Below are 23,300 nucleotides of genomic sequence, written 5' to 3'. Positions count from 1 at the left end.
CAAGATCCTTGGCTGGAAGACCCCGGCCGAGGTCTTCGAGGAGCAGCTACGCTCACTACAACAGCCCGGTGTTGCAACGACCGGTTGAACTCGCCGAATACAGCAGCCAGGCCTACAACGAGCTGTGCGACCGTCTCGGCGTGGTCCAGTCGATGGGCCGGGTCGGGTCGGCGCTGGACAACGCCGCCGCCGAGAGCTTCCACTCCACGATCAAGGTCGAGTACATCCACCGGCACCGCTTCGCCACCCGCGCAGAGGCCCGCTTGAAGATCGCGACCTGGATCGCCGACTTCTACAACACCCGTCGCCGACACAGCGGGGCCGGCGGACTGCCGCCCGTGGAGTTCGAACGGATCATCAGCAAGGCACGAGCCGAGGCCCATCAGGAGGCCCAGGCCGTTTAGCGAGGACTCCACGATTACTGGGGATTGACACTTCAGTTCCCGACCCGCGGTCCGCAGCGCTCTTCGGACCCACTGCGCGCGATGCGCGGGGGCGATCCCCGGGGGCCCGGTGAAAGGGGCCTGCCGAGGCGGTGAACATCGGGAGCCGAACACTGCCGGCGATGGCAAGTAGAGACCCGGGGGATCGGCGTCCGGTGAAACATCAGCTACGGAGCTTCCCTTCGATCGTGTGCTGTCTCCCGGTGTGTCGGGATGAGCAACGGAGACGGAGGACAGCCTGCCGCTGAAAGGAGACCGCGGGCTCGGAGGGTTCGCGGCTCTCGTGCTGTCGACAGGTGGGGGTGTGGTGGTCGCGCTGGATCCGCTCGGGCCGGTGCCGGACCGGGAAGCCGTGGTGGCCCGGTTGATGGACCTGGAGGCGGGGTGAGGCAGGTCGGCGACGGCCGTGCTTATCGCTTCCGGGGTGACTGGTCGAAGAACCTTCGAGAGTGAGCGCTTGAGCATGATCAACGGCCAGGTCGGGGCGGCTCCGCACCTCGAGGAAGCCCAACGCGTCGCCAGAGCCCCCAGTGCCTCCCACCCACAGCTGCGCTGCTTCACCCATAACCGGCTCCTCGCGCGCCCGGCTGTCACCGGCTACGGCGACGCATGGCTGCTGTACCGGTTCCCCCAGCTCGTCCACCGCAAGGCCAGCCCCACTGGCGCCGTCCTGGCCTGACCGAAGCGAAAGGGCTCGTCTCCTGCGGGAGACGAGCCCTCGTATTTCCAGAGCCGGACGTATGACTCGGGGAGCGCCGATTCCATCCTGGCCGGCGCCACCTGCCGGCAGAGGCCCCGGTGACTCGCAAGCCTCAGAGTCCAGCTCGCGGCCGCGTGGCTGAAACGGCGGTCTCGCCCGTCTGGGGTGGCTCGATCTAGCGAGGTGCCCGGTTGTCGGTCGCCAGCACGTCGCCGGGCACCGTCGAGCCCACCTGGCGCCGCAGCGCGCCGATCGCCGGATCGGAGATGGAGACCGTGAGCCGGTAGTGCGGCTGGCCGGTGATGGTGTTGTGTGAGTCAGTCGGCGCCACCAGGAACTGCTGGAGGGCGAAGCCGTCGACATCCGGGCACAGGGCCTCGGCGGGGAGGGTGACCTGGACGGAGGCGCCGCTCTCGGGTGCGACGTGGACGGTGCCGCCCGCGTCTGACGGGGCGTCTTCGTCGGGTGTGAGTGGGAGCCCGTGGGCCCCGGCGACCAGGCCGTCCGGGCCCTCGATCTCCACCGCCACGCCCTGCGGGCCGAGCGGTGCGGACAAGTCCAGCGCACGGTCGCCGGCGCCGGGGCCCGGGCCGAGCCCCAGACCGATGGTGAAGTGCCCGGGGTCCTTCTGCGAGGTCCGTGAGAACCCGTAGGAGCTGAGGACGAGTTGCGGTCCCGGCGGCGGGGCGTCCGACTGCGCTCCGGCGGCGAAGCTGAAGGACGCGGGCGCCAGTTCGAAGTGGTGGAAGCCCTTGGTGCCGCACCTGGTGCCGTCGGATACCCCGCCGCCGGGCAGCGCGACGTCCGCAGCTGGCCTGGGAGATACGGGCACGGCCCACGGGTCGCGCGCCGGCCGACGGCTGCCGTTCAGCAGACCGGCCGGGTCCATCCCGACCGCGACGGCCAGCAGCGCCGCGAAAGCGCCGGCTGCGATCAGCGCGGTGCGCCGGTGTCCGGGCCGCATCCACCGCCAGCGGGCCGCGCCGGGGGTCGCCCCGGGCGCCCAGCGGCGGCCACCCGGGTCCACCGGCGGCCCCTGCCGCCACCGAGGGGCGAGCATCCGGGTCCGGGCGGTCGGCTCCTTGACGGCGGCGTCCTTGATGAACCGCTCGTCCAGGACGCGCCCCTCGAACGGGTCGGGTGTCGCCCGGCCCGGCGCTATCGGCTCCGGCTCACGGGAAGGGGGCTGGTGGGGTTCCTCGGGGGTCGGCACGGCGCCAGTATGCCCGCCCGCTCGGACACACCGACCGGCGAAGTGGCTCGGAACGCCTCGTGGCTTGGACACCGACGATCACTCAGCCCTCGGGCGTCGCGCTCGGCATGATCTGGTCCAAGCACGCCAACGCGTGGGAGCGCGCTACGCCTACGCCCGGGCCTGGGCCGGCCAGCGCGGGCACCTGGCGATCCCGGCGACGGAGAAGCTGGATGGCTACGCGGTGGGCGCGTGGATGCGCCGCCAGCGCAAGGCCGAGGCCCTCGGCGCCGGCCACGCAGGGAAGCTGGACGCGCGGGACGAGCTGTGGCGCCTGGAGCCGGACTGGAACCGCTCCTACCGCCGTCTGCTCGCCTACCTGGCCGCCGGAGGCACCCTGGACGGCCCGGCCAATCGCACCGGCCTGGGCGACGACCTGGCGTTCCGGCCCGGCGCGTGGCTGCGTAAGCAGGACCGGGCGCGTACCGACGGGAAGCTGACCGAGCAGCAGACGGCGCTTCTGGACGCGCTCAGCCGGCACGCCGAGACCGTCGTCGGCTGACCCTCGGCCGCCCTTGGCCTCGTTGTCCCGGACTGCCCCGTCGCGGCGGGCTGCGGGGGAGGAGACGGGTGCGCGTATCCGGGCTTGTCCTGGGCTGTCGGTGCGGCTCTCGTACCATGGATGGCCTTGCTTGGAGTGTGGGGGTGGGGGTTGGACGGCGGCTACAAAGTCGACGTGAAGGCGCTGGTCGAGGGGTCATGGCAGCTGCATCAGGTCTCGGAGGATCTGCTCCAGATCGTGACGTTGCTGGCCCGTGAGCTGTCAGAGACGGGCGGCATGATCGGTGACGATGAGGCGGGGGAGATCTTCGCGAAGGTCTACAAACCGACGGCGAAGACCGCGTTGAACCAGATGGCCAACGCCTGCCACTTCATGGGCAAGGGCGCGGAGACCCTGCTCATGAACGCCAACGCCTATCTGGCTGCGGAGGACGCGACGGCGAAGCACCTGCTGGAGGCGAGCACGGACTCCAGCGCGGACCTGTCTCAGCCGTGGGCGTCGCCGGAGAAGTGCGCACCCGACCCGCGGGGTGTCGGTGAGAGCCTGCCCGAGGCGGTTGGCCAAACCAGCGGCGTCGACAAGTGGGTGTGGGGCGACAAATACCGGGGCGACGCGGGCAAGCTCAGGAAGGCGGCGCAGACCTGGCAGGCCGCGCACCGGCTGACCGCCCAGGTCCTCACTGACGCGCAGGACGCGTGGAGTGCCGTTGCCGAGATCCATGAGGGCGAGACGGCGAAGGCGATCGCCCTGTTCTTCGGCGCTTTCGTCGGCCGGCAGGGGTATCCGGCGAAGCCGGAGGACGACCACACCCTCTTGGCGAACCTCTCCTCCGCCTGCAGGCAGCTCGGCGACGCCTGCGAGAACTACGCCAAGCACATCGACGACGCGCAGAGCATCTTCAACGGCTGGTTCGACGCCCCCTGGGACAACCCGATCTTCGGAGGCAACGGCGACGACGGCGGTCTGAAGTCGAAGGTCCTCGGCGACACGCAGATCCTGTCGCTCGCGAACACGCCGCACGTCCTCGACGACACCCAGAAGCGCATACCCGTCCCCCAGGGACAACCCGCCCCTCCGAAGCCGTCCAGCCCGTTCCCCTGGATCCTGCCCTTCCCCGCGCCGCTCCCTGTGCCCGGGCCCGTGTTGCCGCTGGTCCCCGCCGTCTACACCCCGGTCAACCCCTCCGTGCAGCTCAGGAACCCGGTCTCGCCCCCGGTTCCGCCGATGCCGGGCTACCCGCCGTTGACGCCGACCGAGCTGGCCGCGTTCAGGCAGTGGAAGTCGGGACTGGTGACCGGCGGCTTCTCCGGAGGCAACGAAGCCGACAAGCGCTACCAGTGGGACGTCGCCGGCTACCCCGAGTACCGCCTGCCCATCGTTCCACTGAAGCCTAACCAGGAGCCAGCCATGATGGCCGACGGCCTGCGGGAGACCGACGGGATGATCATCGAGGCCAAGTACGTCCGGGACCCGGCCAAGTGCTTCCGCACTCTCGCGGAGTACGAGAAGTCCAAGAACGGGGAGAAGGGCGCCAAGCCCAAGTTCCTGTTCAAGGACGACGAAGAAGAGATGCAGAAGTACGCAGCCGCCATGAACGACCCGCGCAACGCCCCCATCCGCGGCATGGAGATCGTCACCAACGACCCCAACACCGTGCCCTACTGGCGCACCATGATGGCGCTCAACGGAGCCAAGGGCTACGCCCGCTACGTCCCGCCGGGCCCCCTCACCGCACCCACCATCTCCTAGAGACGAAAGCGGACCACTCGATGACCTCCGACGCGCCGTTCCCCTTCGGGGAAACCAGCACGCTCTTCATCTTCACCCCCACGCACGGCACGACCTGGAACCTGACCCTCGACGGTTTCACCGAGGCACTGCGCCGCAAGGAAGGAGACAAGACGTTCGTTCACACGAAGGCAGACGGCGGAGCCTACGGACCCAGCAGCGAGCACGACTGGTGGTTCGACATCACCGCAGCCGGCGCCTCCTATGAAGGCATCGGATCCAGTGCGTCCGGTGACGAGGGGCTCTGCCTGCGGAACGCGACCGCCGGCGCCGCCGCGGAGTTCGCCGCCTGGCTGTTCCAGGAGATCGTGCCGCCCGGCGCCGGCATGGAGTTCAACACGCGGATCGGCATGGAATCCGGGCTAGACGACGAAGTTCTGGCCGCTCGGACGGTGGCCGAGCTCGAGGCCGTGTTCCGTGAGCATCTAGAAGACCTGTAGTCCACAGACTGCCGTGTCGCTGGGCTCCGCCGGGACCTGACGGGTCGCCGCCGTTGGCCGTCCGCCGTCCGGCTGCGGGGTGCCGGTGGCCCGGCGCAGCGGCCGGGCAGCGGATGGCGGGGGCGGGCGGCGGGGGCACGGCGGCCGGACGCAGCGGCACGGCACCGGCCGGGCCCTGGCCGGGCGGCGGCGGACAGCGCACGAGGCCGACGGACAGCAGCAGGCGGCAGGCGGCAGGCGACGCCGGCCGAACAATGGATGGGCCGGACGGGCGGGCAGAACGGCAGCGGCAGGTTGCCGCCTCCGTCCCGTCGCGGCTGAGGACCGGAGCCGCGGCGGGCCGACTGACGCCGGACCGCCGGGGCTGCGAGCGCAGGGGCATGGGTCGGAGTACTGGGGGTAGCGGGTGGCTGCGGGCGGGCAGGCGGCGCGCCAGTCCCCCCTTGGCGCGCCGCCCCGTTCCGCATAAGCTGCCCGGGCGAGCCCACCTCCCCGCTACACCTCGACCTCCGAGCAGCACACACCCCGAGCTTCACTTCCACCGTGCCGCGTCGCCGTCGGGGATCTCCTCGACGTGCTGGCGCGGCACGGTCACCGATCCGGTGCACTCCCGGTGCTGTGCGAGCGCGGCCAGGCCTCGGTCGAAAGCATCCGTCTTCCCGGAGCCGGCCTTCCTCTTCGGCGCCGCCTCCTCGGCCGGGGCCAGCCGTCCGGCCGCCGCCGTTGTGCCGCGGTCCGGCCGCGCCGTTGCCGGGCCGTGGTCTGGTTGTCGTCGCGGCCTGTCTGCCGCTGTTGTGCCGTCGTCGTGCGGCCGCGCATTGGCCGCTGCCCGCTCGGGCGCGCACCGGCCGATCCGTCTTTCCTGAAGAGCGCCGGATCGGCCGTGCCGGACGGGGCGCCCGCCGTGCTACAGAACGGCACGGCCGGTTCTCCGTTACGACGTCAGCTGGACGCGCAGGGCACGTACTTCCGGCGTCTCGCCCAGCACCACGCCCGCCAGCTCGACGAAGCTCCCGAGTGAGTGCTGGTCCTCGAGGTCTATGATGTGCTCCTTCACCTGGCCGCGCACCTCAGGCCAACGCTCCGCCCACAGTCTCAGGTGCCAGCCGATCGCTTCGTCCAGATAAGCAACGGCTGCCCCTGTACCGTTCAACCGCCGCTGCCCCACCAGACTCCGACGACCGATCAAGATGCCCTCGAAGCACCACAAGACCGCGAAGTAGGACGCCAGGACGGCCTCCGTCCGTGCAAGGTCACGGTCCTGCGCGCGCCTGTAGAACTCCAGCGCATCCCGGGCGCCGCTCATCTGTGGAGACACGAGGGTTTCGTACAGCGTGCGCGCCAGCTCGAACCCGGTGTGCAGCTTTGCTCCTCGAGCATTTCGCCAGGTCAACGCCGCGCCGCCAACAGAGACAGCCGCTGACAAGGCATTGATGTAGGTGGCGCCAGACACGATCCCCCCAGATCTCGACTGAAGGTTCGATACCCCAACAACGACCCACGAACGCAACGGAAAGTGTTCCCCACTCCCGCTACACCGCCGGCTACTCCAGCGGCTGGAGGAAATTCCGCGTCACCACCACCGTGGAAGCCGTCGTCGTCGGCATCATCCCCGGCGCCCCACCCCGGCCCGCCAAGCCGCCGTCCTCGCCCGACCCCCGACGCCCGCGGCCGACTCCGGCCGGTCGCCATCAGCCTCCTCCTCGGCCAGGCGCAGCGCTCGGAACTCGCCCCGCTGCTGCACCCCGCGAGCGGCGACCTGGCCGAACTGCCCGGCACCGTGGGCGGCCTGCCCGGCAGCCCGCCGGTCGCCTACCTGCCCGTGAAACCCGAGGTCGTCGTCGAGATCGAGACCATGAACGGGCCGCGGGTTTGGAGACGCAGCCCTCGACGCCGCCGCCGAGGCTTTTGAACCAGGCCTTCGCCTGGTCGAGGTTGTCGGTCATCGGCACCGGCCAGATCGTGGGCGGTGCGTTCTCGAGCAGGCCGAGGAGGAGCTCGTGCCGCTCGAGGTAGGGGAGTGGGCGGCGGTCGGTGTCGTCGGCGAGCGCGTCGAACGCGGCGAACTGGACGGTGAAGTCGGCGCCCGGCTTCGGGCCCTTGCCGGAGCGGGTCTGCAGGCGGGCGAAGGACAGGGCGCCGGTGCGAAGGACGGCGATCACCTCGCCGTCCAGGACGCACGGCGGGAGTTCGGCCGCGGCCGGGACGACGTCGGAGAACGCGCGGCTGAGATCGGTGCCGTGGCGCGAGTACAGCCGCGCGGCGGGGCCCGCCGCGAGCAGCCCGCGCCAACCGTCGAGCTTCGGTTCCGCTCGGTCGCGCCCCGCGCTGGCCGGCAGCCGGTCGATCGGCCGGGCGAGCGCGAGACCGATAGGCAGGTCGAACGGCGCCACATCCTGCGCCTACCCCGGCGTGGTGGGTCCTGACCTGGGGCGACCGAGCTTGTATTCGAATGAACGTTCGAACTACTGTGGGGGGGTGTCCTCCGATCTTCCGCTCTCCCGTCCCCGTCACCCGGACTACCAGCCCGGGGACGCCGAGCGCGCCCCGCGGGAGCTGATGTCCGGCCCGGGGCGCTGTTGGACGGTGGAGCCGCGGTGGCGGTGGGTGGAGATCCGGATCGGCGGCCGGTGGCGCCCCGGCCGGGTCGAGTCGTGGCGGCTGCACCAGGGGTCGACCCGCTGGGTCGCGCTGGTGCGCTGGGGTGCCGACCTGGACGCGTGGGGCTGGTACGTGTTCAGTCCGGGGACGGTGCGGCAGATGCCGGAGCCGGCGCCCGGCACGGGGCCGGCCGCCTGGTGAACACCGACGGCGCGAGCGCGGCCGCCGACCTCGCGGACGCCCTGGCCGACTTCGCCGAGCGTGCCTGTGTCCCCGGCAGCCCGGGCGAGGTCTGGGTCACGGTCGGCACCCCGCACGAGATCGAGCAGCGCACCGTGCGGCTGCCGACCGCCGTCGTCGACTGGATCACCGAACTCCTCGAGGACGAGGCCGAGGTCCTGGACCAGGGCCGGGACGGCCACGGCGCCGGCGGCCTCCAGGTGGCGTCCGGACCGGGCGGCTGGTACTGACTCTCGAGTGTCCCTTCGACCGGGGCCGTGGCCTGCTGGCAGGAACTGTGGATCTCCCGCGCCCCCGCCGCCGGGCGCCGGCGACGAGGTCGGATGGACTCACGGGGCCGTGGGGACCGCGGCGTCGAGGAGCTCTGCCTGGTGCGGCGCGGTCATGAGGCGGTCGGTTTCCGTCGTCGTGTCCGGGCGGCGTTCCTGCGGGCGCCGTGCTGGGCGTCGGGGGAGGGCGATGCCGGCGGGCGCCGTCTCGAACCCGGTCCACGCCGTCGGGGCTCCGATCGTGGTCGCCGGCGGACCGGTCGGCGTGGCGGTAGGCCTGTGTGTGTCGTGGCCGTCGGGGTCCCGGCGGTCCAACCGGCGCGTCCAGCGGCGTCGGGACCGGTGGCCGGCGCCGGGGCGCGTCGCGGGTGTTCGCCGACGGTGTCCTTGCGCGTCCTTTACCAGCTCGGTGCGCGCGCGGAGGCCACTTTAAATATTTACGGGCCTAGTTTCATGGTTCGCTGGCGCGGAATTCGCACAATCCTGCACAGACTCGCAAAAAGTGAGGGTTGTGCCAGTTTGGGGCATTCGTTTTCGGCAGAGCGTGAGGCTATGGTCACGATTGGGCACGCAGGCCCCATGGGGTTCGCCAAAACCATTCACCACGGGGCGCTGCGTGCCTTACCAGAAATCGAACGAGCCCAGGAGACACCATGTCTCGATCCCCTCGGCACCGCCGGACCAAACCTGTGAGGGTCCCGGCCCGTATCCGTGACAGTAGCAGCGGCAGCGTTATCCGTTCCATGCTGAACCAGCCGGTCAAGAACGCGGGCTTGCGGTTTGCCGCGCACCTTGCCCTCCCGGTCATCCTGATCTCCAAGCCGCAGATCCAGGTAGAACTGTCGCCCGAAACGGCGTTCCCGCTGCTCACCGCAATCGGCGTGGCCGTATTCGGCGCCGGCTTCGTCCAGCGGCTCCGCCGGTCCTGATCCGTGCGGCCCGGCCCCGCACGGGGCCGGGCCGTCCACGCGGTCTCAGCGGTGACACGAAACGGGTAGAGGGCTCCGCTTGCGTTACGGAATTACCCGGGATGAACCCGTTTCGTGACACCGGTGACGGGACCGGAAAAGAGAAGAGATGTCGAACGCGCCCGCCACCTGCCGCTTCTGCGACACGCCCCTGGCTGTCGCCGACGGCCCCCGCAAAGGCCGGCCCCAGGAGTACTGCAACGCCGTCTGCCGGCAGGCCGCCCACCGGGAACGCCGCAAGGCCAAGACCCGCCCGCCGACCAGAACCGACGCACCGGCCCCCTCTCCGCCGCCCACCCTCTCCGCCGCCCACCCGCCCGGCGCGCCCGCCCGCGCGGACGCGCCCAGCATGGAGGACACCCTGATGGAGATCGTCAAGGACATGCAGGAGGAACTGCGACAGCTCGCCCGCTGCCTGTCCGCCACCGAGACCCCACCCGAGGACGCACTGCGCCGCGCGGTGCGCATGCGCGCCCAGCTCGAAGGCCTCACCGCCGGCCTCGTCGGACTCGCCCGCGACCGCCGCCTCACCTGGTCCGCCATCGGCGACCTCCTCGGGATAGGCGAGGACACGGCGCGCCACCGCTTCCAGCCCGCCTACATCGCCCGCCGCCTGGGCCAGCTCGTGCGCTTCCGCCAGGAAGCACCAGCCAAGCCCAAGAGCCGCCGCTCCCACACCGAGCCCGCCAAGACGCCCCCGCCCACCACCGACGCCGCCGCGGCCGAGCCCTCCCGCGCCAGCTACAACCGACTCGCCCCCGTCCTATCCATGCTCGCCCGCTCCTGCGACCTGCCCCTGCAGACCATCGCCAAGCGCACCGGCTGCTCCCCGTCCTACCTCTCGCGCCTGCTCAGCGGCGAGCGGGTGCCGACCTGGACCATGACCGAGCGCTTCGCCAAGGCCTGCGGCGCCGACCCGCTCATCCTGCGCAAGGTCTGGGAGAGCGAGCGCCTCAAGGAGAAGGAACCGGCCCTGCGCAGGGCCGCGGAGCCCGGCACCAGCCCGGTACCGGGCGTCGACGACCTCCTGGCGGCACTGCGCACCCTGCACGTGCGGGCCGGCCGTCCCACCGCCTACGACGTCGCGGTCGCCAGCCGGTGGAAGCTGACGCCGGACCGGGTGAGCGAGATCCTGGACGGCGCCGTCGAGGACTGGGACGACCTGGCGGTCCTCCTCTACGTCCTCGGCGGCGACCGCGACTACTTCCGTCCGCTCTGGGAGGCCGCGGAGGCGGCCGCGTCCCGGATCCAGCCGCCCGCCGCGCCCGCCGCGGTGGAGCCGGCGCTGCCGCCGAGCGGCGAGGTGATCTCCCAGCGGGTGCCCGGCCTGCTGGAGCGCTTCAGCGGCGTGCTCGGCTCCCGGCCGCACCTGTCCCCACGTCAGGAGCGGGTTCTCAAAGCGAAGCGGGACGCGGTCCTGGCCAACCGTCTCGACGGTCACACCGCCCTTCCCATCCCGGACGACGAACCGCAATAGCTTTGGCCCCGCCCCGGGGCCGGACGGGCACCTCACCGGGAGAAGCCGCGGTCGGTGGAGCGCACCGCCTTCTCGTCGCCGGCCGACGACGCCGCGCAGGACCCCGCCCGGCACGGGCGCGGAGGCCTGGCGAATCCTCGTACCGCGCGGAAGACGGTCTCGGCGTGGGGACCCGGGCACGCTGCAGGGGGTCCTGCTGGTGAAGACGCTGAGCGCCGCGCTGGCCCTGACCCCGCCGCCCGGCACTTGCGATCCGCCGCCGGGCTGACCTCACCTGGTGGACGCTGGGGCCGGGGCGCTGTTCGGTCTCCGGGGCGAACTGGAGGAGTTTGTTATGGGGTGGCGGCTTGGGCTGTGCGTGCGGTCCAGGTGAGGTAGGCGGGGCTGTGGCGTACGACCTCGGCGTGGGCCTGCCGTGCGCAGGCGACGGCTTTGTCGACCAGGGCGGCGGCGGGGGAGTCGGGGTGCCAGCCGATGATCTGGCGCCAGGTCAGCGGCGTTCCGGCCAGTGGCACGGCGACGGTTCCGGGTGGCGGTGCGAAGGCGGCCGCGCACAGGGCGACGGCCCGGCCGGTCTCGACGAGGCGCACGCCGACGGCGGTGTCCGCCTCGTCGTGGGAGCGCGGGGTGAAGCCGGCGCGGGCGCACGCCGCGGCGAAGCAGTCAGCGAAGCAGTCGCCGCGCCCCGGTGCGGAGACCCAGTGTTCGTCGGCGAGCTGGGCGAGGTGCAGCTCGGGCTCGGCGGCCAGGGGGTGGTTGTGGGGCAGCAGGACGAAGACCGGGTCGATCGCGATGTCCCGCCAGGTGAGCCGGTCGTCGTAGGTGGTGCCAAGGTGCCCGCAGGCGCCGCCCAGAGCGAAGTCGAGCCGTCCGACTGCCACCTGCCTTGCCACGTCCGCCATCTGCGTGAAGCTGACGAACGTGACGAGCGCGTCCGCGCACTCGGCCGTCAGCCGCTCCCACAGCCCCTCGTAGAGCCGCATCTGGAGGACGCCGACGCGTATCCGTGAGGGTGCGGCGGTGGGCAAATTGACCAGGCGTGCCGCTTCCCGCTGGAGTTCGCGCACCGCCGGCAGCAGCACCTCGGCGCGTTCCACGACCAGCCTGCCCAGCGGCGTGGGCCGCGCGCCCTCGGATCCGCGCTCGAAGAGCGTGCCGCCGAAGACCCGCTCGATCCGTTTGAGCTGGGCCGACAGAGCGGCCTGGGTGAGACCGAGGCCGGTGGCGGCTTTGGTCAGGCTGCCGGCCTCGGCGATCGCCCGCACGGTCTTGAGGTGTCGCAACTCCAGTTCCATGCGGTGACAACCTTCGACCGTGGTGTTCGGGATCACAAGGGCTGCGGACGCGATCGGAGCGGTGGCATAAGCCGCTGTCAACGGTGAGCAGTCGAGGTCCGGCAGCCTTCGGAAGGGTGCTGGTGCCCGGGCTCGCCCCGGCCGACGCCGCCGGTGGTGCCCGGAGCGAGGCACGGCTCGCGGCCTTTGCCTGGTGGTTGCCTCCGGCTGGTCCACACGGTGTCGGCCGGCACCTTGTCACGGCTCCTGCGCGCCCGCGAGGCCTCGCGGCGGCTGACGGAGCTTCACCTGGACACGGTGCCAACACAGGATGGGACGCGACCGAGGGCCCATAACGCCGACCCCCGGGGCCACATGACGGGTACCTGCCACCCCAGTGGCGTGGCTACGGTTTCCCCCAGCCCGACCGACGAACAGTCAACGGGTCACCACCCTCACCCGCTTCACCGCGTCCGCCGTGCCCCCGCACGGCCGGACACGGCGAGCCGCCCTGTCCGGGCGGCCTCCCCCAAGGAGCGTACCCGTGCGTATACCCCGATCGATCGCCATCTTCGTGGCCGTGGCCCTGAGCTGCGCGAGCGCCGTCGGCACCGCCACGGCGGCGAGCGCCCAGACCCCCACCACCCACACCGTGATCACGCCGGACGGCACCGAGCACGGCTTCGGCCTCGACCTCAACGCACTGCGCAGCCGCCCCCACACCCTCCAGCAGTCGGCCCCCTCCGAGGATCTCTCGGCCATCGCGCCGTTCGCCCTCAGCGGCGACGTGCCGGCCAGCGCGGACCTGACGCAGTACGCGCTGTCGCCCGGCGACCAGGGCCAGGTCGGTTCCTGCGTCACCTGGGCCACCGGCTACTCCGGCTACGGCATCCTCATGAAGGAGCAGAACATCACCGGCGCCCCGATGGCGCCGATGTACATCTACTCGCAGATCGCCAAGGGCAAGGACACCGGCACCACTGCCGACGTCGCCCTGTCCATGGAGAAGGACCAGGGCATCGACACCCAGTCCGACTACTGGCAGGGCACCACCGACTACACCACCCAGCCCGACGACAACGAGCGCGCCAACGCCGCCCACTACAAGCTCTCCGGCTACACCACGCTGGCCACCAGCGGCGCGGACGCCAGGCGCGACATCAAGAACGCCATCTCCCAGGGCATGCCCGTCCCCATCGGCTTCAAGACCCACAAGAGCCTCTCCACCCTCACCGCCCAGAACGCCTCCAACTACAGCTACCTGCCCGACAGCAACGACCCCTACGACGGCAACGCCCACGAGGTGACCATCGTCGCCTACAACGACCAGGGCGTGAAGCTCGAGAACAGCTGGGGCACCAACTGGGGCGACAACGGCTACTTCACCGTCCCGTGGAGCTTCTTCGACACCGGCGACGTCCAGGAAGTCCACGCCATGGGCAAGCTCGTCCAGAGCTGACAGCTCCCTGCCCGGCCGGGCGGCTCCCGGCCGGGCAGGCCATCCCGCGAACCTGGTGCCGGAGCGTCCGGTCCGCCGCCTACACCGCGCTTCAGGGCAACACGGCAGCAATCGAATCGTTCCTCTCCGCCGGCCAGTACGAGGCCGCAGCACCCAGCAACCGACTGACGATCACCCGCCTCATCGATAAGGCCGGCCCAGCCGTCAAGGCCGCCGGCGACGCCGCCCTTCGCACCAACACCCCCGCAGCGCTGCGCGACTTCCTCGACAAGGGCCTCGTAGACGCTCAGGCGGCAGACGACCGCCTCACCGCTACCCGCCTTGCCGACGCCCCCGCAACCCAACCCGAACTCAAGGCCGCCGCACGGATCGCTCTCGAAAGCCCCGTCGTTACGCTGCGCGCCTTCGTCACTGAGGGGCAGTACACCGCTCAGCGCAAGGACCAGCTGACCGCCGTTCACATCGCAGACGTCACCGGCCTCATCGCCCAGGCCACCGCAGCAGCCGCCACCGCGCAGAAGAACGCCGCCGAGGCCCAGCGCGTCGCGGCCATCGCCCGCGGGGCCGCCAACGAAGCCGCCGGCTTCGCCAACACAGCGCAGCAGTGCGCCAGCACGGCGGCCGATCAGGTCACCAAGGCCCAGGCCGCCGCCGAAGCAGCTCAGACCAGCGCCACCAACGCCGCCAAGTCCGCCCAAAGCGCGAACGCCGCCCAAGCCACAGCCAGACGGGACGCGGCCAGCGCCGTGAACTCGTCCAGGCAGGCTGCCCAGTCGACGGCCCTTGCAAAGTGGGCGGCAGCGAACGCCTACGAGTCCGCCCGAGAGGCCCGGGCTTCCGCGCTGGCCGCAGGAAAGGACGCCAAAGCAGCCCAGGACGCCGCCGACGACGCCCACGCTAACTACGAGGACAAACGCGCTGCGGAGGAGCGGGCCAGGCTCGCCAAGCTCGAAGAGGACCGGCAGAAGGCGGAAGAACTCCGCAAACTTCACGACCAGACGCAGCAAGCCGCAGACCAGCTGGCAGCCAAGCAGAAGCAGGACCAGGTCGCGGCGATCGAAGATGAGATCAAGAAGCAGAAGGAGGACAACGACAACCTCAATGCTCTTTACCAGATCTTCTCCGAGAGCGTTCATCTCACCCTCGATATCATTGGCGGCGCCGGTGGAATGATAGCCCCCGGACTCGCGGACATCGCCGACCTCATCAACTGCGCCTACTACGCCGTCGAAGGCCGTACGGCCGACGCCATCACCTCTTGCATCGGCGCGATCCCCTTCATCGGTGACGGCGTTGCCGTCGCTAAGTTCGGCCAGTGGGCGAAGAAGTTCGGGAAATACGGCGACAAGGCCGCAGAGTTCATCAAGAAGCTGGTTACTCGGGTACCAGCGTCATGCCCGACGATTCCCAACAGCTTCGCCGCAGGCACTTTGGTGCTCATGGGTGACGGCAGCCGCAAACCCATTGAGGAGGTCGGGCCCGGCGATAAGGTCCTTGCTACCGACCCGGTTACGGGCGAGACGTCTCCTGAGATCGTCGAGCGGCTCATCCACTCACCGGACGACCGGGACTTCACCGACCTGACCATTGCCGGTGAGAATAGCAACGGCAGCCTTACCGCGACCGACCGACACCAGTTCTGGGCCGAGAACAAGCGCGACTGGATTGAAGCCGCCGATCTTGCCGTCGGCGACAGGCTGCGAACCCCCGCCGGTTCTACGGCGACGGTCTCGGAAGTCCGACACAAGACCGAATCGCAGGCTGCCTACAACCTGACGGTCCAGGAATTCCACACGTACTATGTCCTGGCCGATGAAATACCGGTTCTCGTCCACAATGATAACTGTTTCGACCCCCTTGTTCAGGCCGCGAAATCCAAGCTTCCAGAATGGGTCCCCGGTAAGTGGACGGCAGGATTCGCCAGGGGTAATGCCGGAAAAAGGGAAGGCTACAATCTGGCCAGCGGAATCGACAACGCAGATGACCAAAGGTTTGTCGACTGGGTAAATGCGAAGCTTAAGGAAGGCGGGGTTCCCCTGGGCAATGCCACATCCGCGCGGGCTAAGGACGTGGAGCAGAAATTCGTGGCTCGAATGTACGAAGAAAACATTACTATGGCGGAGCTCGCCATCAACAATACAACGGGCCCCTGCTCCGACGCGCTGCTCGGGTGCGATGCGGTTCTCGACTATCTACTGGGGGACAGGGATCTGGTGGTACATTGGCCTGATCCGGCATGCCCGGACGGATGGCGGAGCAAGGCGTACGGGAGGAATAAGGGGAAATGGATTCCGACATGCAAATCGTAGATGGAATTAACTCCAACTATAAAATATTCCCCGGCGTGGGGGATATAAAAGGAATCCAAGCCAGGTACAGGAGTGGTCATGGAAAGAACCCTGTGATCATCACGAGCCTGGATGGCGTCGATGCGTTCATCGACGACCTGTTGGATGGCGAAGACGACTACAGCACCCTCGCCGAAGTGTACTCGCAGGACCGAGAGGTGACACCCTCAGGATTCCCTGATCACCAGCTCATGGTCTGTGCGAGCAAGACCCTTGGCCTTGGACTCGTGTCCTACATGGATGCGAACGGAAACTTCACTTCCGTGGGGTCGCCGGAAACTCGAACCAAGCCGACCTATCACTTCGTATCGAACATGACCCAGTTCGCAGACCATTCAGAGATTCCGATCGTCCTCGTGCGCCAGGCAGTGAAGGAATTCTTCACCTCTGGTGGCAGGCGACCGACCTGCCTCGAATGGCAGCCCGAAACCTTCGGAGCTTAGCCATGCACTAAATTTTGACCACCACTTCGAGATGCCGGAAGGCCGCCACCCGCAGGTGGCGGCCTTCCGGTGGGTCGTGTCCCTTGAAGTGGTGGAGCGGTCGTAGGCCAACGTTCATGCGGTGGGCGGTAGTTCGTCGGGGGTGGGGTAGATCCGGTCCATGCTGGCCTCGGGCAGGTAGCGGCGTGGTAAGGCGATCCATTCGTCGTACATCTCGAACAGCACGGCGGTGACCAGACGCAGGAGCGCGTCGTCGTTGGGGAAAACCTGGACGACGTCGGTGCGGCGTTTGATCTCGCGGTTGATCCGTTCCAGCGGGTTGGTCGATTGAATCTTCTTCCAATGTCGTTCCGGGAAGGCAGCGAAGGCGGTCAGGTCGTCCTTGGCCTCCAGCAGCATCTGGCTGACCTTGGGGAACTGCTTGCCGAGCATGTCGGCGACGGTGTCCAGCTGGGCCCGGACCGCGGCTTCAGCCGGCTGAGCGAAGATCGTCCTGACCGTCGCGGCGACCATCTCACCGGCATCCTTCGGGATGACTGCGAAGGTGTTGCGCAGGAAGTGGACCCGGCAACGCTGGTAGGCGGCGCCGAGCATGACCTTGCGGATCGCCTTGACCAGGCCGGTGTGGTGGTCGGCGATGACGAGGCGGACCCCGGAAAGGCCTCGCTCGCGCAGGGAGCGCAAGAACTCGGCCCAGAACGCCTCCGTCTCGCTGTCCCCGACCATCAACCCGAGCACCTCGCGGCCGCCGTCCTCGGTGACGCCGGTGGCCACGACCACGGCCCGGGAGACGATCTGGTGGTACACCCTCGCCTTGCAGTAGGTCGCGTCCAGGTAGACGTAGGGGAAACGGGTGTGGTCGAGCGGCCGTTCCCGAAAGGCGGTGAGCTGTTCGTCCAGGTCCGCGCAGATGCGGGAGACCTCGCTCTTGGAGATGCCGGTGTCCGCGCCGAGGGCTTTGACCAGGTCGTCGACGGATCGGGTGGACACGCCCAGGACGTAGGCCTCCATGATGACCGCGTACAGGGCCTGGTCGATGCGGCGCCGGCGCTCCAGCAGGCTGGGGAAGAAGCTGCCGGTGCGGACTTTGGGGATGGCCACAATCGCCCTGCCGGCGCTGATCCTTGCGCGCGAGCGATGCGAAGACCTCGGCCACGAAGTCTCCGAGGTCCCCGCGAAGCTTCTCCACCTCACCAAGATCCACAGGCCGCAGCATGCACCACCGCAACCATCAAGATCAAATCAACCTAACGAAGTACTACTAGGCCGACCACCTGCCACCGCAACCCCCGAATGTGTGGTGACATCAGGAGACGCCGTCCGGTGACATCTTGATGCAGATCCCTATGTCAGCTGCCAGCATGGCAGGGCCTGAGCCCTGGATGTCCGGTTGTCCGGCCTGGCAGCCATACACTCCCGGCTGTGTCGGCGATGATTCAGCCCGCCTCTTGGAGGGCCTGTCCCTGCGCCCGGGCTCTGCTTGCCGGTACCGACTGGAGCGCGGAACCGAGAACCGGAGGCCGCCACCCACCGGGTGTTCGCCTCCGGTGCTTTCTCAACGCGAGGGCCGCGAGGCTCCCTGGTTCAATACCGGGGTGGTGGACTGGGCACGCATACGCGACAGCAGATTCGATGTCGATCGCGTCCCGGCGCTCCTGGCGCAGCTGGAACGCCGGGACGACGCGGATGCGTGGCGGGAGCTGGGTTGGCGGCTCGTCCTCGAGGACGACCTGGTTTCTCCGGCCGGCTTCGCCGCCTTGCCGCACCTGGTGCACCTGGCGCCGCGCAGCGCGCACGCGCGGGCCTTGGCGGGGCGGATCCTCGAGCGCGCGGCCGCGCAGCACGGCTGCGACGACCTGCTGGCGGACTGCGCCGGCGCGATCACGAAGTTCGGCGAGACGCTGGACCGGCACCTGCGGTCGCGGCCGGCCGACTACCTCGTCTCCTACCGCGCACTGCTCGCCGTCGCGCAGGAGTACCACTGGGCGAACGCCCTGGAGGGCTTCACCGACGACATCTACGAGCTGGAATGCCCGCACTGCGCTGCCGGGATGAAGATCGCCGTCGGCCGGTTCGGGTGCTACTCACAGGTGTGGGACGGCAACGAGGAACAACGACGCGACCTTCGACCGGCGGTTGCCGAGGCGCTCACCGGGACCGGCCGGTGGATGCACCAGATCGCGGTCCGCGACGGGCAGCAGGCGCTCGCCGACGGGATCGCCCACCTCTTCGGCGCCGCGCAATGCCCGGTGTGCGCCAGCGTCTTCAACATCGCGGACGAGTACACCCACGCCAACCGTCCGGCCGCATGCATCGATAGGGTCCCCTCCTCGGCCCAGAAGACCGGAGCGCACGCATCCCCCAGCCACCCGGCAGGCGCTGTCGGTGCGGGGCCCTACGCTGCGCCCGGAACGAAGCCGAGCAGACAGGGACCGTGATGGCGTTGACGTTGGATGAGGCCGTGGAGCAGCTCGGCCACCGGTTGTCGCCGAAGCGGCGTTCCGCCGCGCCGCGGCTGCGCCGGCTTGCTGATCCCGTAGCGGGTCCGCCGCTCCTGGAGGCCCTTGAGCGGGAGGTGCGCGACCCCCGTACGTGGGCGACCCAGTACCAGATGGTCATGGCACTGGGGATGTGCGGGCACCGCCCCGCGCTCGGCCTGCTCCGGGACCTTGCCCAGCGTCCGTTCGAGGCGACCATGGTGTACACCGCGCTCGGCGACGCCATCGTGCGGCTGAGCCCTTCCGAAGCCACCACCGATTTCCTGCGCTGGTGCCTGGACAGCGGAACCCCAATGCTCGCCGACGGCGCCCTGCGCGCTGTCGCCATGCAGCGGCTGCGCCCGGACACAACCACGATCGACCGCGTTCTCGATCTCCTCGGCCCTCTGGGCCCCCACGATGGCCTCCGGTTCTGGGCTGCGGCCGCCGCAGCGGGATGGCCGGGACCCCGGGTTCAAGAGTTCCTCCGGGAATGCGCGGCTGGCCCTCGAGCCGGCGTGGCCAGCGCAGCCGCCTCTTCCTTGCAAGGTAAGTACCAGACTTACTCGCCCCTGTAGGTCCCGGGCTCCCGGCCGTTTCAGTGCGAGCGAACGTCCGACCGCAACACATGGATCCTTCATTGAATATCACAAAAGACTTGGCCGTGGAAATCATCGAGGAACTATTAGCTGAAATTAAGAGGGCTTCCCCGGAAGCGCCGGATCTGGCGATCACTGGAATTCACGAGACTCAAGTCGGCTGGCTAGTGGCATGGCAGTCCGCCGAATTTAAGCGAGACCCTCGAATTGAAAATATGCTCGTCGGAGGCGGGCCATATCTAGTTGATGGTGACGATGGAAGTGTTTACCAGATACCGGCATTGACCTTTCGCGCAGCAGACTGGCAAGCGTTGTATCTCGAGCAATTCAAAGGCGCCCGCCCTAGTGACCCGCTGCTCGACGCGGTCGTAGCCACTCTCCAATCGGGTGGCCGGGCGGCGGCGATTCGCCTTTTACGGAAATCTGCACCCGATCTCAGCATTTCCGAGGCAAAGGACTATGTCTTGTCCGTCCAGGAGTCGGACGGACCTCCGGAAGAACTGATTAGGAGAACTCGCAGGCCCGATCCCTGCCCTCCCCTTCCAATTAGTAAAATGAGAGGGGCGGTGGCCTGAGAAATCGACTTCAGTGGTCGGATTGATGCACCGAGATGCGTAGCTGAGGATCGGCGAATAGGGAACATCACTGCCCGAATCGAGCACTTAACGGGCGAGAATCTTGGTTGGCCGCGGACAGGGTGACTGCGGCCAGCCAATGGCTCAGGGTAGTAGCCCGCAACCCCAGGCCTGCTTCCACCGCCGCCGACCTGGCTGTCCGTGATCCGTCGACCGCCCGCCACCGGCCCAGCCGTCGACCGGCCGGGGCCTGCCGCCGAGGGTGCTCACCGTCGCCGCGTCCTCTCCGTACTGCCAGATATCGCCCCGCTCCCGAGTGAAGCTGGCTGAGGCGTCATGGAAATCCCGCAGCAGACGTCCTGCGGCTACCAGCGAAGCATCGCTCCGCACCTCGGGTGCGCCGAAGTAGTAGGGGTCGGTGGGGGTCGAGTGGCCCGTGAAGGTCTGGATGACGGCGCCTGGGGTCATGGCCCAGAGGGTGGGGGATCCGATGCCGGTGAGGTCGCCGTCGGAGCCGATGACGGGTCAGTTGGCGGTGGTGACGCCGTAGCCGATCTTGGTGTCGGTGGCGACGCCGGTGAGGGTCGGGTAGCTGGTGCTGTTGCCGAAGTCGTCGGTGACGGTGCCCGTGGTGAAGGTGTAGCCGCAGAGGTCTCCGGTGCTCTGGTTGCGTGCCCACAGGCCGAGGTGGCCCTGGCCTGCCCAGTCGCCGGGGAGATGAGGTTCCAGCCCTTCAAGTCGGTGGCGGCGAGCTTGGTGGGTGAGCCGAAAGTGGCGTCTTGGTAGGTGGGGTAGAACCAGAGTGCTCCGGTGCCGTCGGGGCTGGTCTCGATGGTGAACAGGCCGGTGCGGGGTCGGCTCGTTGACAGTGCAGGGCATGTCAGGCGGGACGCGCCCTGACGGCCCCGGCCGGTAAGCCCCGGCACCCCTCCAAGCCGGGCTTGTTGGGCTGGAGCGGTCAAGGGCGGCAGGACCCTTGTTGCCTGGATGGGGGCCTTTGTGCGGCGGCCACGCGGCGTCGGCGTGCTGGGGCTCGTAGCGTCGGAGCCATGGTGAGCGAGGACACGGCGGCGGTGATGGTGGGCGTGCGGCCGGTGGACGAGGTGTTCGCCGCGCCGGGGGCGGTGAGTGAACCGTGCGGCGGGTTCGAGCGCGGACTGCTGGGGGCCTACCGGTGGGCGGTGGGCGCCCAGGTCGGCGCACCGGTCACGGCGAACGCCGCCGTCGGCGCGTACGGGCCGTGTCGGGCGCAGCTGCTCGCCGAGTGCCAGGCCGCTGCGGTGCGGATCCGCCAGACCGCGGACCAGGCGGGGGAGCGGAACTGGGCGCTGGGGGTCTTCATGGCGCTGGCGTGGCTGTGTGGACACCACGACGATCGATCCTGAGCGGCCTCCTCCGCCAATCTCACGCTGGCTGATGGCCCCCGCTTCCCGTGCCCGACTTCCGGAGGCCCCGTGCGATGATCGGCACCAACCGCTCCGCCTGGGCGCCTGGAGCGGCCTCTCACGATCCGACTGCGTGCCGCTGCAGGCCGCCGACCCGCTCGGTGATCCGCGCTGCGGCGTCGGGGCCGGCCAAGAGGGTGACGTTGGCGGGTGAGGTGGAGAGCGTCGAGTTGACGGCGATGATCGGAACCGACGGTGCGGCTGAGGCGATGCTGGTGGTCGCCTGGCCGAAGGGCGCGCCGATGGTGACGATCAGGTCGCAGTGTTGGACGAGTAGTTCTGCGAGGTGCGGAGCGGCCTGGTCCGCGGTGGTTGCCGGTTCGATCATCTGCTCGACGTTGGTGCCGTGCTGGGCTCCGGCCGACTGCATGGCGGACCAGATCCCGGGGACGGCGTCGCCGCCCGTCGAGCTCGCGCTGTCCGCCGCGAGGCAGGCGGTTGCTCGTCCCGATACGTCGTTCGCCTTGGTGGTGGTTGTATGGGGCGTGCCGTCGCCTGTGAGGAACATGTAGCCGAGCACGGCAATGGCGGTGACGGCCAGGGAGGAGGCGACCAGGGTTCGGCGGCCGGGACGCAGACGCAGGGACATGGGGCGGGCCTCCTGGGGACGGGGAACGGGTCAGTTGTTTCGCCTGGAACGGGGCGTGCGTACGGACGGGCGTGAAGAGGTACCGGCGCGAGGCCTCGTACGGGCAGACTTTCCGACCGCGTGCACCACGGGCTGGGCCGGTCCGGCCTTGCGCGTCGTTGCGTGACTGCGGGACCTGCGCCAGAGGACGACCGCCGCACAGGCGGCCAGGGCGAGTCCGGTGGATGACGCGGTGAGGACCAACAGGCCGGAATCCGGTTCGGAGGCGGAATCGGCCGACTCGTGCGGTTCCCGGAGGAGGGGATTGCCGCGGTCTCCATCGTCGGCGGAGGAAAGTGCCGAGATCGGGTCGATTCTTCCGAAGCCGAGTTTTGGGTCGGGGTGGCTTTTCCGCTCGACTGTCGTGGTGATGAGGCGGTAAATCACTTGCCCCGCTGACAGGTCCGGGTGTGCCGAGCGGATGAGCGCGGCAGTGGCCGAGACGTAGGCCGCCGCATAGCTCGTGCCATCGGCCTTCACATAGCGGCCTTGGTTGTTGGTCGAGTAGATCTCGGCGGCGGGTGCCGCGATGACGATGCCGCGGCCGGATTCGCTGGGGTTCCAGAAGCCGCCGGCCTCGTCGACTCCGGAAACCGATACGACTCCGGGGAAAGCGGCCGGATACATCGGGGGATTCCCCCGGTCGCCTTCGTTGCCCGCCGAGGCGACGACGACGGCGTCTTTGCCCATGGCGTACGTGACGGCCTGTTTGAGAAGTGGGTCCGGCTCGGGTGCGCCGAGGGAGACGTTGATGACCCGTGCACCGTGGTCGGCCGCCCATACGATGCCCTGCGCGACCATAGGGGCGGAGACCTGGTTTCCGGTGCTGACTCGGACCGGCAGAATCTTTGCGGCCGGCGCGAGGCCGGTCATGCCCCCACCGGGCGCGGGGCCGCCCGTGCCGGCGATGATGCCGGCGATCGCCGTCCCATGGGATTCGCCTGAGGTGTCCGTCCGGCCGTCGTCGCCGTCGCCGATCAGGCTGGTGCCGGGAAGGACCTGGCCGGACAGGTCGGGATGGGATGCCGAGACCCCGCTGTCGACGACGGCGACCGTCGTTCCGGCGCCGCGGCTGATCTCCCACACCCGGTCGGCCTTGAAGTGCTCAGCGTTCAGCGGCCATTCACTCGAGCGGATGCTGTCGGCGTTGCCGACGGGTGAGCCGGCGACCAGGGCGGACATGGTGAATACGGCAATCCCGCAGGCATGGAAGAGCCGGCGTATCGCGGCCATGGGTGTTGCTCCTGGGGAGGAGTGACGATGAATCAAGCAGGCATGACGATGCCTAGATCGGTGGCGATCTTATACATACGCGCCTTGTCGGAAGTGGCGGGACGAAGCATCGGGACCGCGCTTTGCGGAACTTTTGCCA

At 69.2% G+C, this 23,300-nt stretch carries 23 protein-coding genes and 1 pseudogene; 16 read left to right on the top strand and 8 right to left on the bottom strand.

The window, feature by feature from the left end:
- Nucleotides 1-68 precede the first annotated feature (68 nt).
- Nucleotides 69-404, top strand: a complete 336-nt coding sequence (locus ACGF07_RS33050; protein ID WP_392904916.1) for an integrase core domain-containing protein — start codon at nt 69-71, stop codon at nt 402-404.
- A 496-nt stretch (nt 405-900) separates the two neighbouring features.
- Entirely contained in the window at nt 901-1,122 is a 222-nt protein-coding gene (locus ACGF07_RS33045; protein ID WP_362563600.1) for a hypothetical protein, read from the top strand.
- 196 nt (nt 1,123-1,318) lie between these two features.
- On the opposite strand, the gene ACGF07_RS33040 is transcribed toward ACGF07_RS33045, so the two are convergent.
- Nucleotides 1,319-2,356, bottom strand: a complete 1,038-nt coding sequence (locus ACGF07_RS33040; protein ID WP_392904914.1) for a hypothetical protein — start codon at nt 2,354-2,356, stop codon at nt 1,319-1,321.
- A gap of 133 nt (nt 2,357-2,489) precedes the next feature.
- On the opposite strand from ACGF07_RS33040, the gene ACGF07_RS33035 reads away from it, so the two are divergent.
- The 3 genes from ACGF07_RS33035 (at nt 2,490) to ACGF07_RS33025 (ending at nt 5,125) form a co-directional block, all read left to right on the top strand.
- A complete protein-coding gene (locus ACGF07_RS33035) occupies nt 2,490-2,897 on the top strand; it encodes a helicase associated domain-containing protein (RefSeq protein ID WP_392904912.1) in 408 nt (135 codons plus the stop codon).
- A 174-nt stretch (nt 2,898-3,071) separates the two neighbouring features.
- Nucleotides 3,072-4,646 carry a restriction endonuclease fold toxin-2 domain-containing protein gene (locus ACGF07_RS33030; protein ID WP_392904910.1) on the top strand — a complete coding sequence of 525 codons (1,575 nt, stop codon included), beginning with the start codon at nt 3,072-3,074 and terminating at the stop codon, nt 4,644-4,646.
- A 20-nt stretch (nt 4,647-4,666) separates the two neighbouring features.
- A complete protein-coding gene (locus tag ACGF07_RS33025; RefSeq protein ID WP_392904908.1) occupies nt 4,667-5,125 on the top strand; it encodes a hypothetical protein in 459 nt (152 codons plus the stop codon).
- A gap of 934 nt (nt 5,126-6,059) precedes the next feature.
- Here the strand turns inward: ACGF07_RS33025 and ACGF07_RS33020 are convergent.
- The gene (locus ACGF07_RS33020; RefSeq protein ID WP_362563874.1) at nt 6,060-6,578 is read right to left on the bottom strand and encodes a hypothetical protein; all 519 of its coding nucleotides are present in this window, start codon (nt 6,576-6,578) and stop codon (nt 6,060-6,062) included.
- A gap of 238 nt (nt 6,579-6,816) precedes the next feature.
- Nucleotides 6,817-7,518 (bottom strand): hypothetical protein, encoded by a 702-nt coding sequence (locus ACGF07_RS33015; RefSeq protein ID WP_392904906.1) that lies wholly within the window; start codon nt 7,516-7,518, stop codon nt 6,817-6,819.
- Between the two features lie 85 nt (nt 7,519-7,603).
- On the opposite strand from ACGF07_RS33015, the gene ACGF07_RS33010 reads away from it, so the two are divergent.
- The 4 genes from ACGF07_RS33010 to ACGF07_RS32995 all read left to right on the top strand — a co-directional run bounded on the left by ACGF07_RS33010 (nt 7,604) and on the right by ACGF07_RS32995 (nt 10,680).
- On the top strand, nt 7,604-7,927 hold the full coding sequence (locus ACGF07_RS33010) for a hypothetical protein (RefSeq protein WP_392904904.1): 324 nt from the start codon (nt 7,604-7,606) through the stop codon (nt 7,925-7,927).
- The gene (locus tag ACGF07_RS33005) at nt 7,924-8,196 is read left to right on the top strand and encodes a hypothetical protein (RefSeq protein WP_392904901.1); all 273 of its coding nucleotides are present in this window, start codon (nt 7,924-7,926) and stop codon (nt 8,194-8,196) included. Before ACGF07_RS33010 ends, ACGF07_RS33005 begins: the two co-directional genes overlap by 4 nt.
- A 782-nt stretch (nt 8,197-8,978) precedes the next feature.
- The gene (locus tag ACGF07_RS33000) at nt 8,979-9,164 is read left to right on the top strand and encodes a hypothetical protein (protein WP_392904899.1); all 186 of its coding nucleotides are present in this window, start codon (nt 8,979-8,981) and stop codon (nt 9,162-9,164) included.
- A gap of 148 nt (nt 9,165-9,312) precedes the next feature.
- Nucleotides 9,313-10,680 carry a helix-turn-helix domain-containing protein gene (locus ACGF07_RS32995; RefSeq protein ID WP_392904896.1) on the top strand — a complete coding sequence of 456 codons (1,368 nt, stop codon included), beginning with the start codon at nt 9,313-9,315 and terminating at the stop codon, nt 10,678-10,680.
- A gap of 332 nt (nt 10,681-11,012) precedes the next feature.
- Here the strand turns inward: ACGF07_RS32995 and ACGF07_RS32990 are convergent, their stop codons facing one another.
- Entirely contained in the window at nt 11,013-11,975 is a 963-nt protein-coding gene (locus ACGF07_RS32990) for a LysR family transcriptional regulator (protein ID WP_392904894.1), read from the bottom strand.
- Between the two features lie 523 nt (nt 11,976-12,498).
- Here ACGF07_RS32990 and ACGF07_RS32985 point away from each other — a divergent pair.
- The 3 genes from ACGF07_RS32985 to ACGF07_RS32975 all read left to right on the top strand — a co-directional run bounded on the left by ACGF07_RS32985 (nt 12,499) and on the right by ACGF07_RS32975 (nt 16,204).
- Nucleotides 12,499-13,413: a C1 family peptidase gene (locus ACGF07_RS32985; RefSeq protein WP_392904891.1), complete on the top strand. Its 915-nt coding sequence runs from the start codon at nt 12,499-12,501 to the stop codon at nt 13,411-13,413.
- Nucleotides 13,347-15,722: a polymorphic toxin-type HINT domain-containing protein gene (locus ACGF07_RS32980; RefSeq protein WP_392904889.1), complete on the top strand. Its 2,376-nt coding sequence runs from the start codon at nt 13,347-13,349 to the stop codon at nt 15,720-15,722. Before ACGF07_RS32985 ends, ACGF07_RS32980 begins: the two co-directional genes overlap by 67 nt.
- Before the next feature lie 92 nt (nt 15,723-15,814).
- Nucleotides 15,815-16,204: an Imm1 family immunity protein gene (locus tag ACGF07_RS32975; RefSeq protein WP_392904887.1), complete on the top strand. Its 390-nt coding sequence runs from the start codon at nt 15,815-15,817 to the stop codon at nt 16,202-16,204.
- A gap of 114 nt (nt 16,205-16,318) precedes the next feature.
- Here ACGF07_RS32975 and ACGF07_RS32970 read toward each other — a convergent pair.
- Nucleotides 16,319-17,380 (bottom strand): annotated as a pseudogene (locus ACGF07_RS32970) (IS256 family transposase); the annotation flags it as partial.
- Between the two features lie 371 nt (nt 17,381-17,751).
- On the opposite strand from ACGF07_RS32970, the gene ACGF07_RS32965 reads away from it, so the two are divergent.
- The 3 genes from ACGF07_RS32965 to ACGF07_RS32955 all read left to right on the top strand — a co-directional run bounded on the left by ACGF07_RS32965 (nt 17,752) and on the right by ACGF07_RS32955 (nt 19,855).
- Complete coding sequence (locus ACGF07_RS32965) at nt 17,752-18,642, top strand: hypothetical protein (RefSeq protein WP_392904886.1); 891 nt, start codon at nt 17,752-17,754, stop codon at nt 18,640-18,642.
- Nucleotides 18,639-19,259 (top strand): HEAT repeat domain-containing protein, encoded by a 621-nt coding sequence (locus tag ACGF07_RS32960; RefSeq protein ID WP_392904884.1) that lies wholly within the window; start codon nt 18,639-18,641, stop codon nt 19,257-19,259. Before ACGF07_RS32965 ends, ACGF07_RS32960 begins: the two co-directional genes overlap by 4 nt.
- 86 nt (nt 19,260-19,345) lie before the next feature.
- Nucleotides 19,346-19,855 (top strand): YrhB domain-containing protein, encoded by a 510-nt coding sequence (locus tag ACGF07_RS32955; protein ID WP_392904882.1) that lies wholly within the window; start codon nt 19,346-19,348, stop codon nt 19,853-19,855.
- A 525-nt stretch (nt 19,856-20,380) separates the two neighbouring features.
- Here ACGF07_RS32955 and ACGF07_RS32950 read toward each other — a convergent pair.
- Complete coding sequence (locus ACGF07_RS32950) at nt 20,381-20,734, bottom strand: hypothetical protein (RefSeq protein WP_392904880.1); 354 nt, start codon at nt 20,732-20,734, stop codon at nt 20,381-20,383.
- Between the two features lie 170 nt (nt 20,735-20,904).
- Between ACGF07_RS32950 and ACGF07_RS32945 the strand changes: the two genes are divergently transcribed.
- On the top strand, nt 20,905-21,240 hold the full coding sequence (locus ACGF07_RS32945) for a hypothetical protein (RefSeq protein WP_392904878.1): 336 nt from the start codon (nt 20,905-20,907) through the stop codon (nt 21,238-21,240).
- A gap of 118 nt (nt 21,241-21,358) precedes the next feature.
- Here the strand turns inward: ACGF07_RS32945 and ACGF07_RS32940 are convergent, their stop codons facing one another.
- Together ACGF07_RS32940 and mycP are read right to left on the bottom strand one after the other, a co-directional pair.
- Nucleotides 21,359-21,889: a hypothetical protein gene (locus tag ACGF07_RS32940; RefSeq protein ID WP_392904876.1), complete on the bottom strand. Its 531-nt coding sequence runs from the start codon at nt 21,887-21,889 to the stop codon at nt 21,359-21,361.
- Between the two features lie 30 nt (nt 21,890-21,919).
- The gene (mycP, locus tag ACGF07_RS32935; protein WP_392904874.1) at nt 21,920-23,161 is read right to left on the bottom strand and encodes a type VII secretion-associated serine protease mycosin; all 1,242 of its coding nucleotides are present in this window, start codon (nt 23,159-23,161) and stop codon (nt 21,920-21,922) included.
- Nucleotides 23,162-23,300: the final 139 nt, after the last annotated feature.

Origin of the sequence: Kitasatospora sp. NPDC048194 (genome assembly GCF_043202455.1) — a bacterium.
Taxonomy (GTDB): Bacteria; Actinomycetota; Actinomycetes; order Streptomycetales; family Streptomycetaceae; genus Kitasatospora.
Note: the sequence above shows the minus strand (reverse complement) of the source record. Positions and strands in the feature narration are given on the sequence as shown.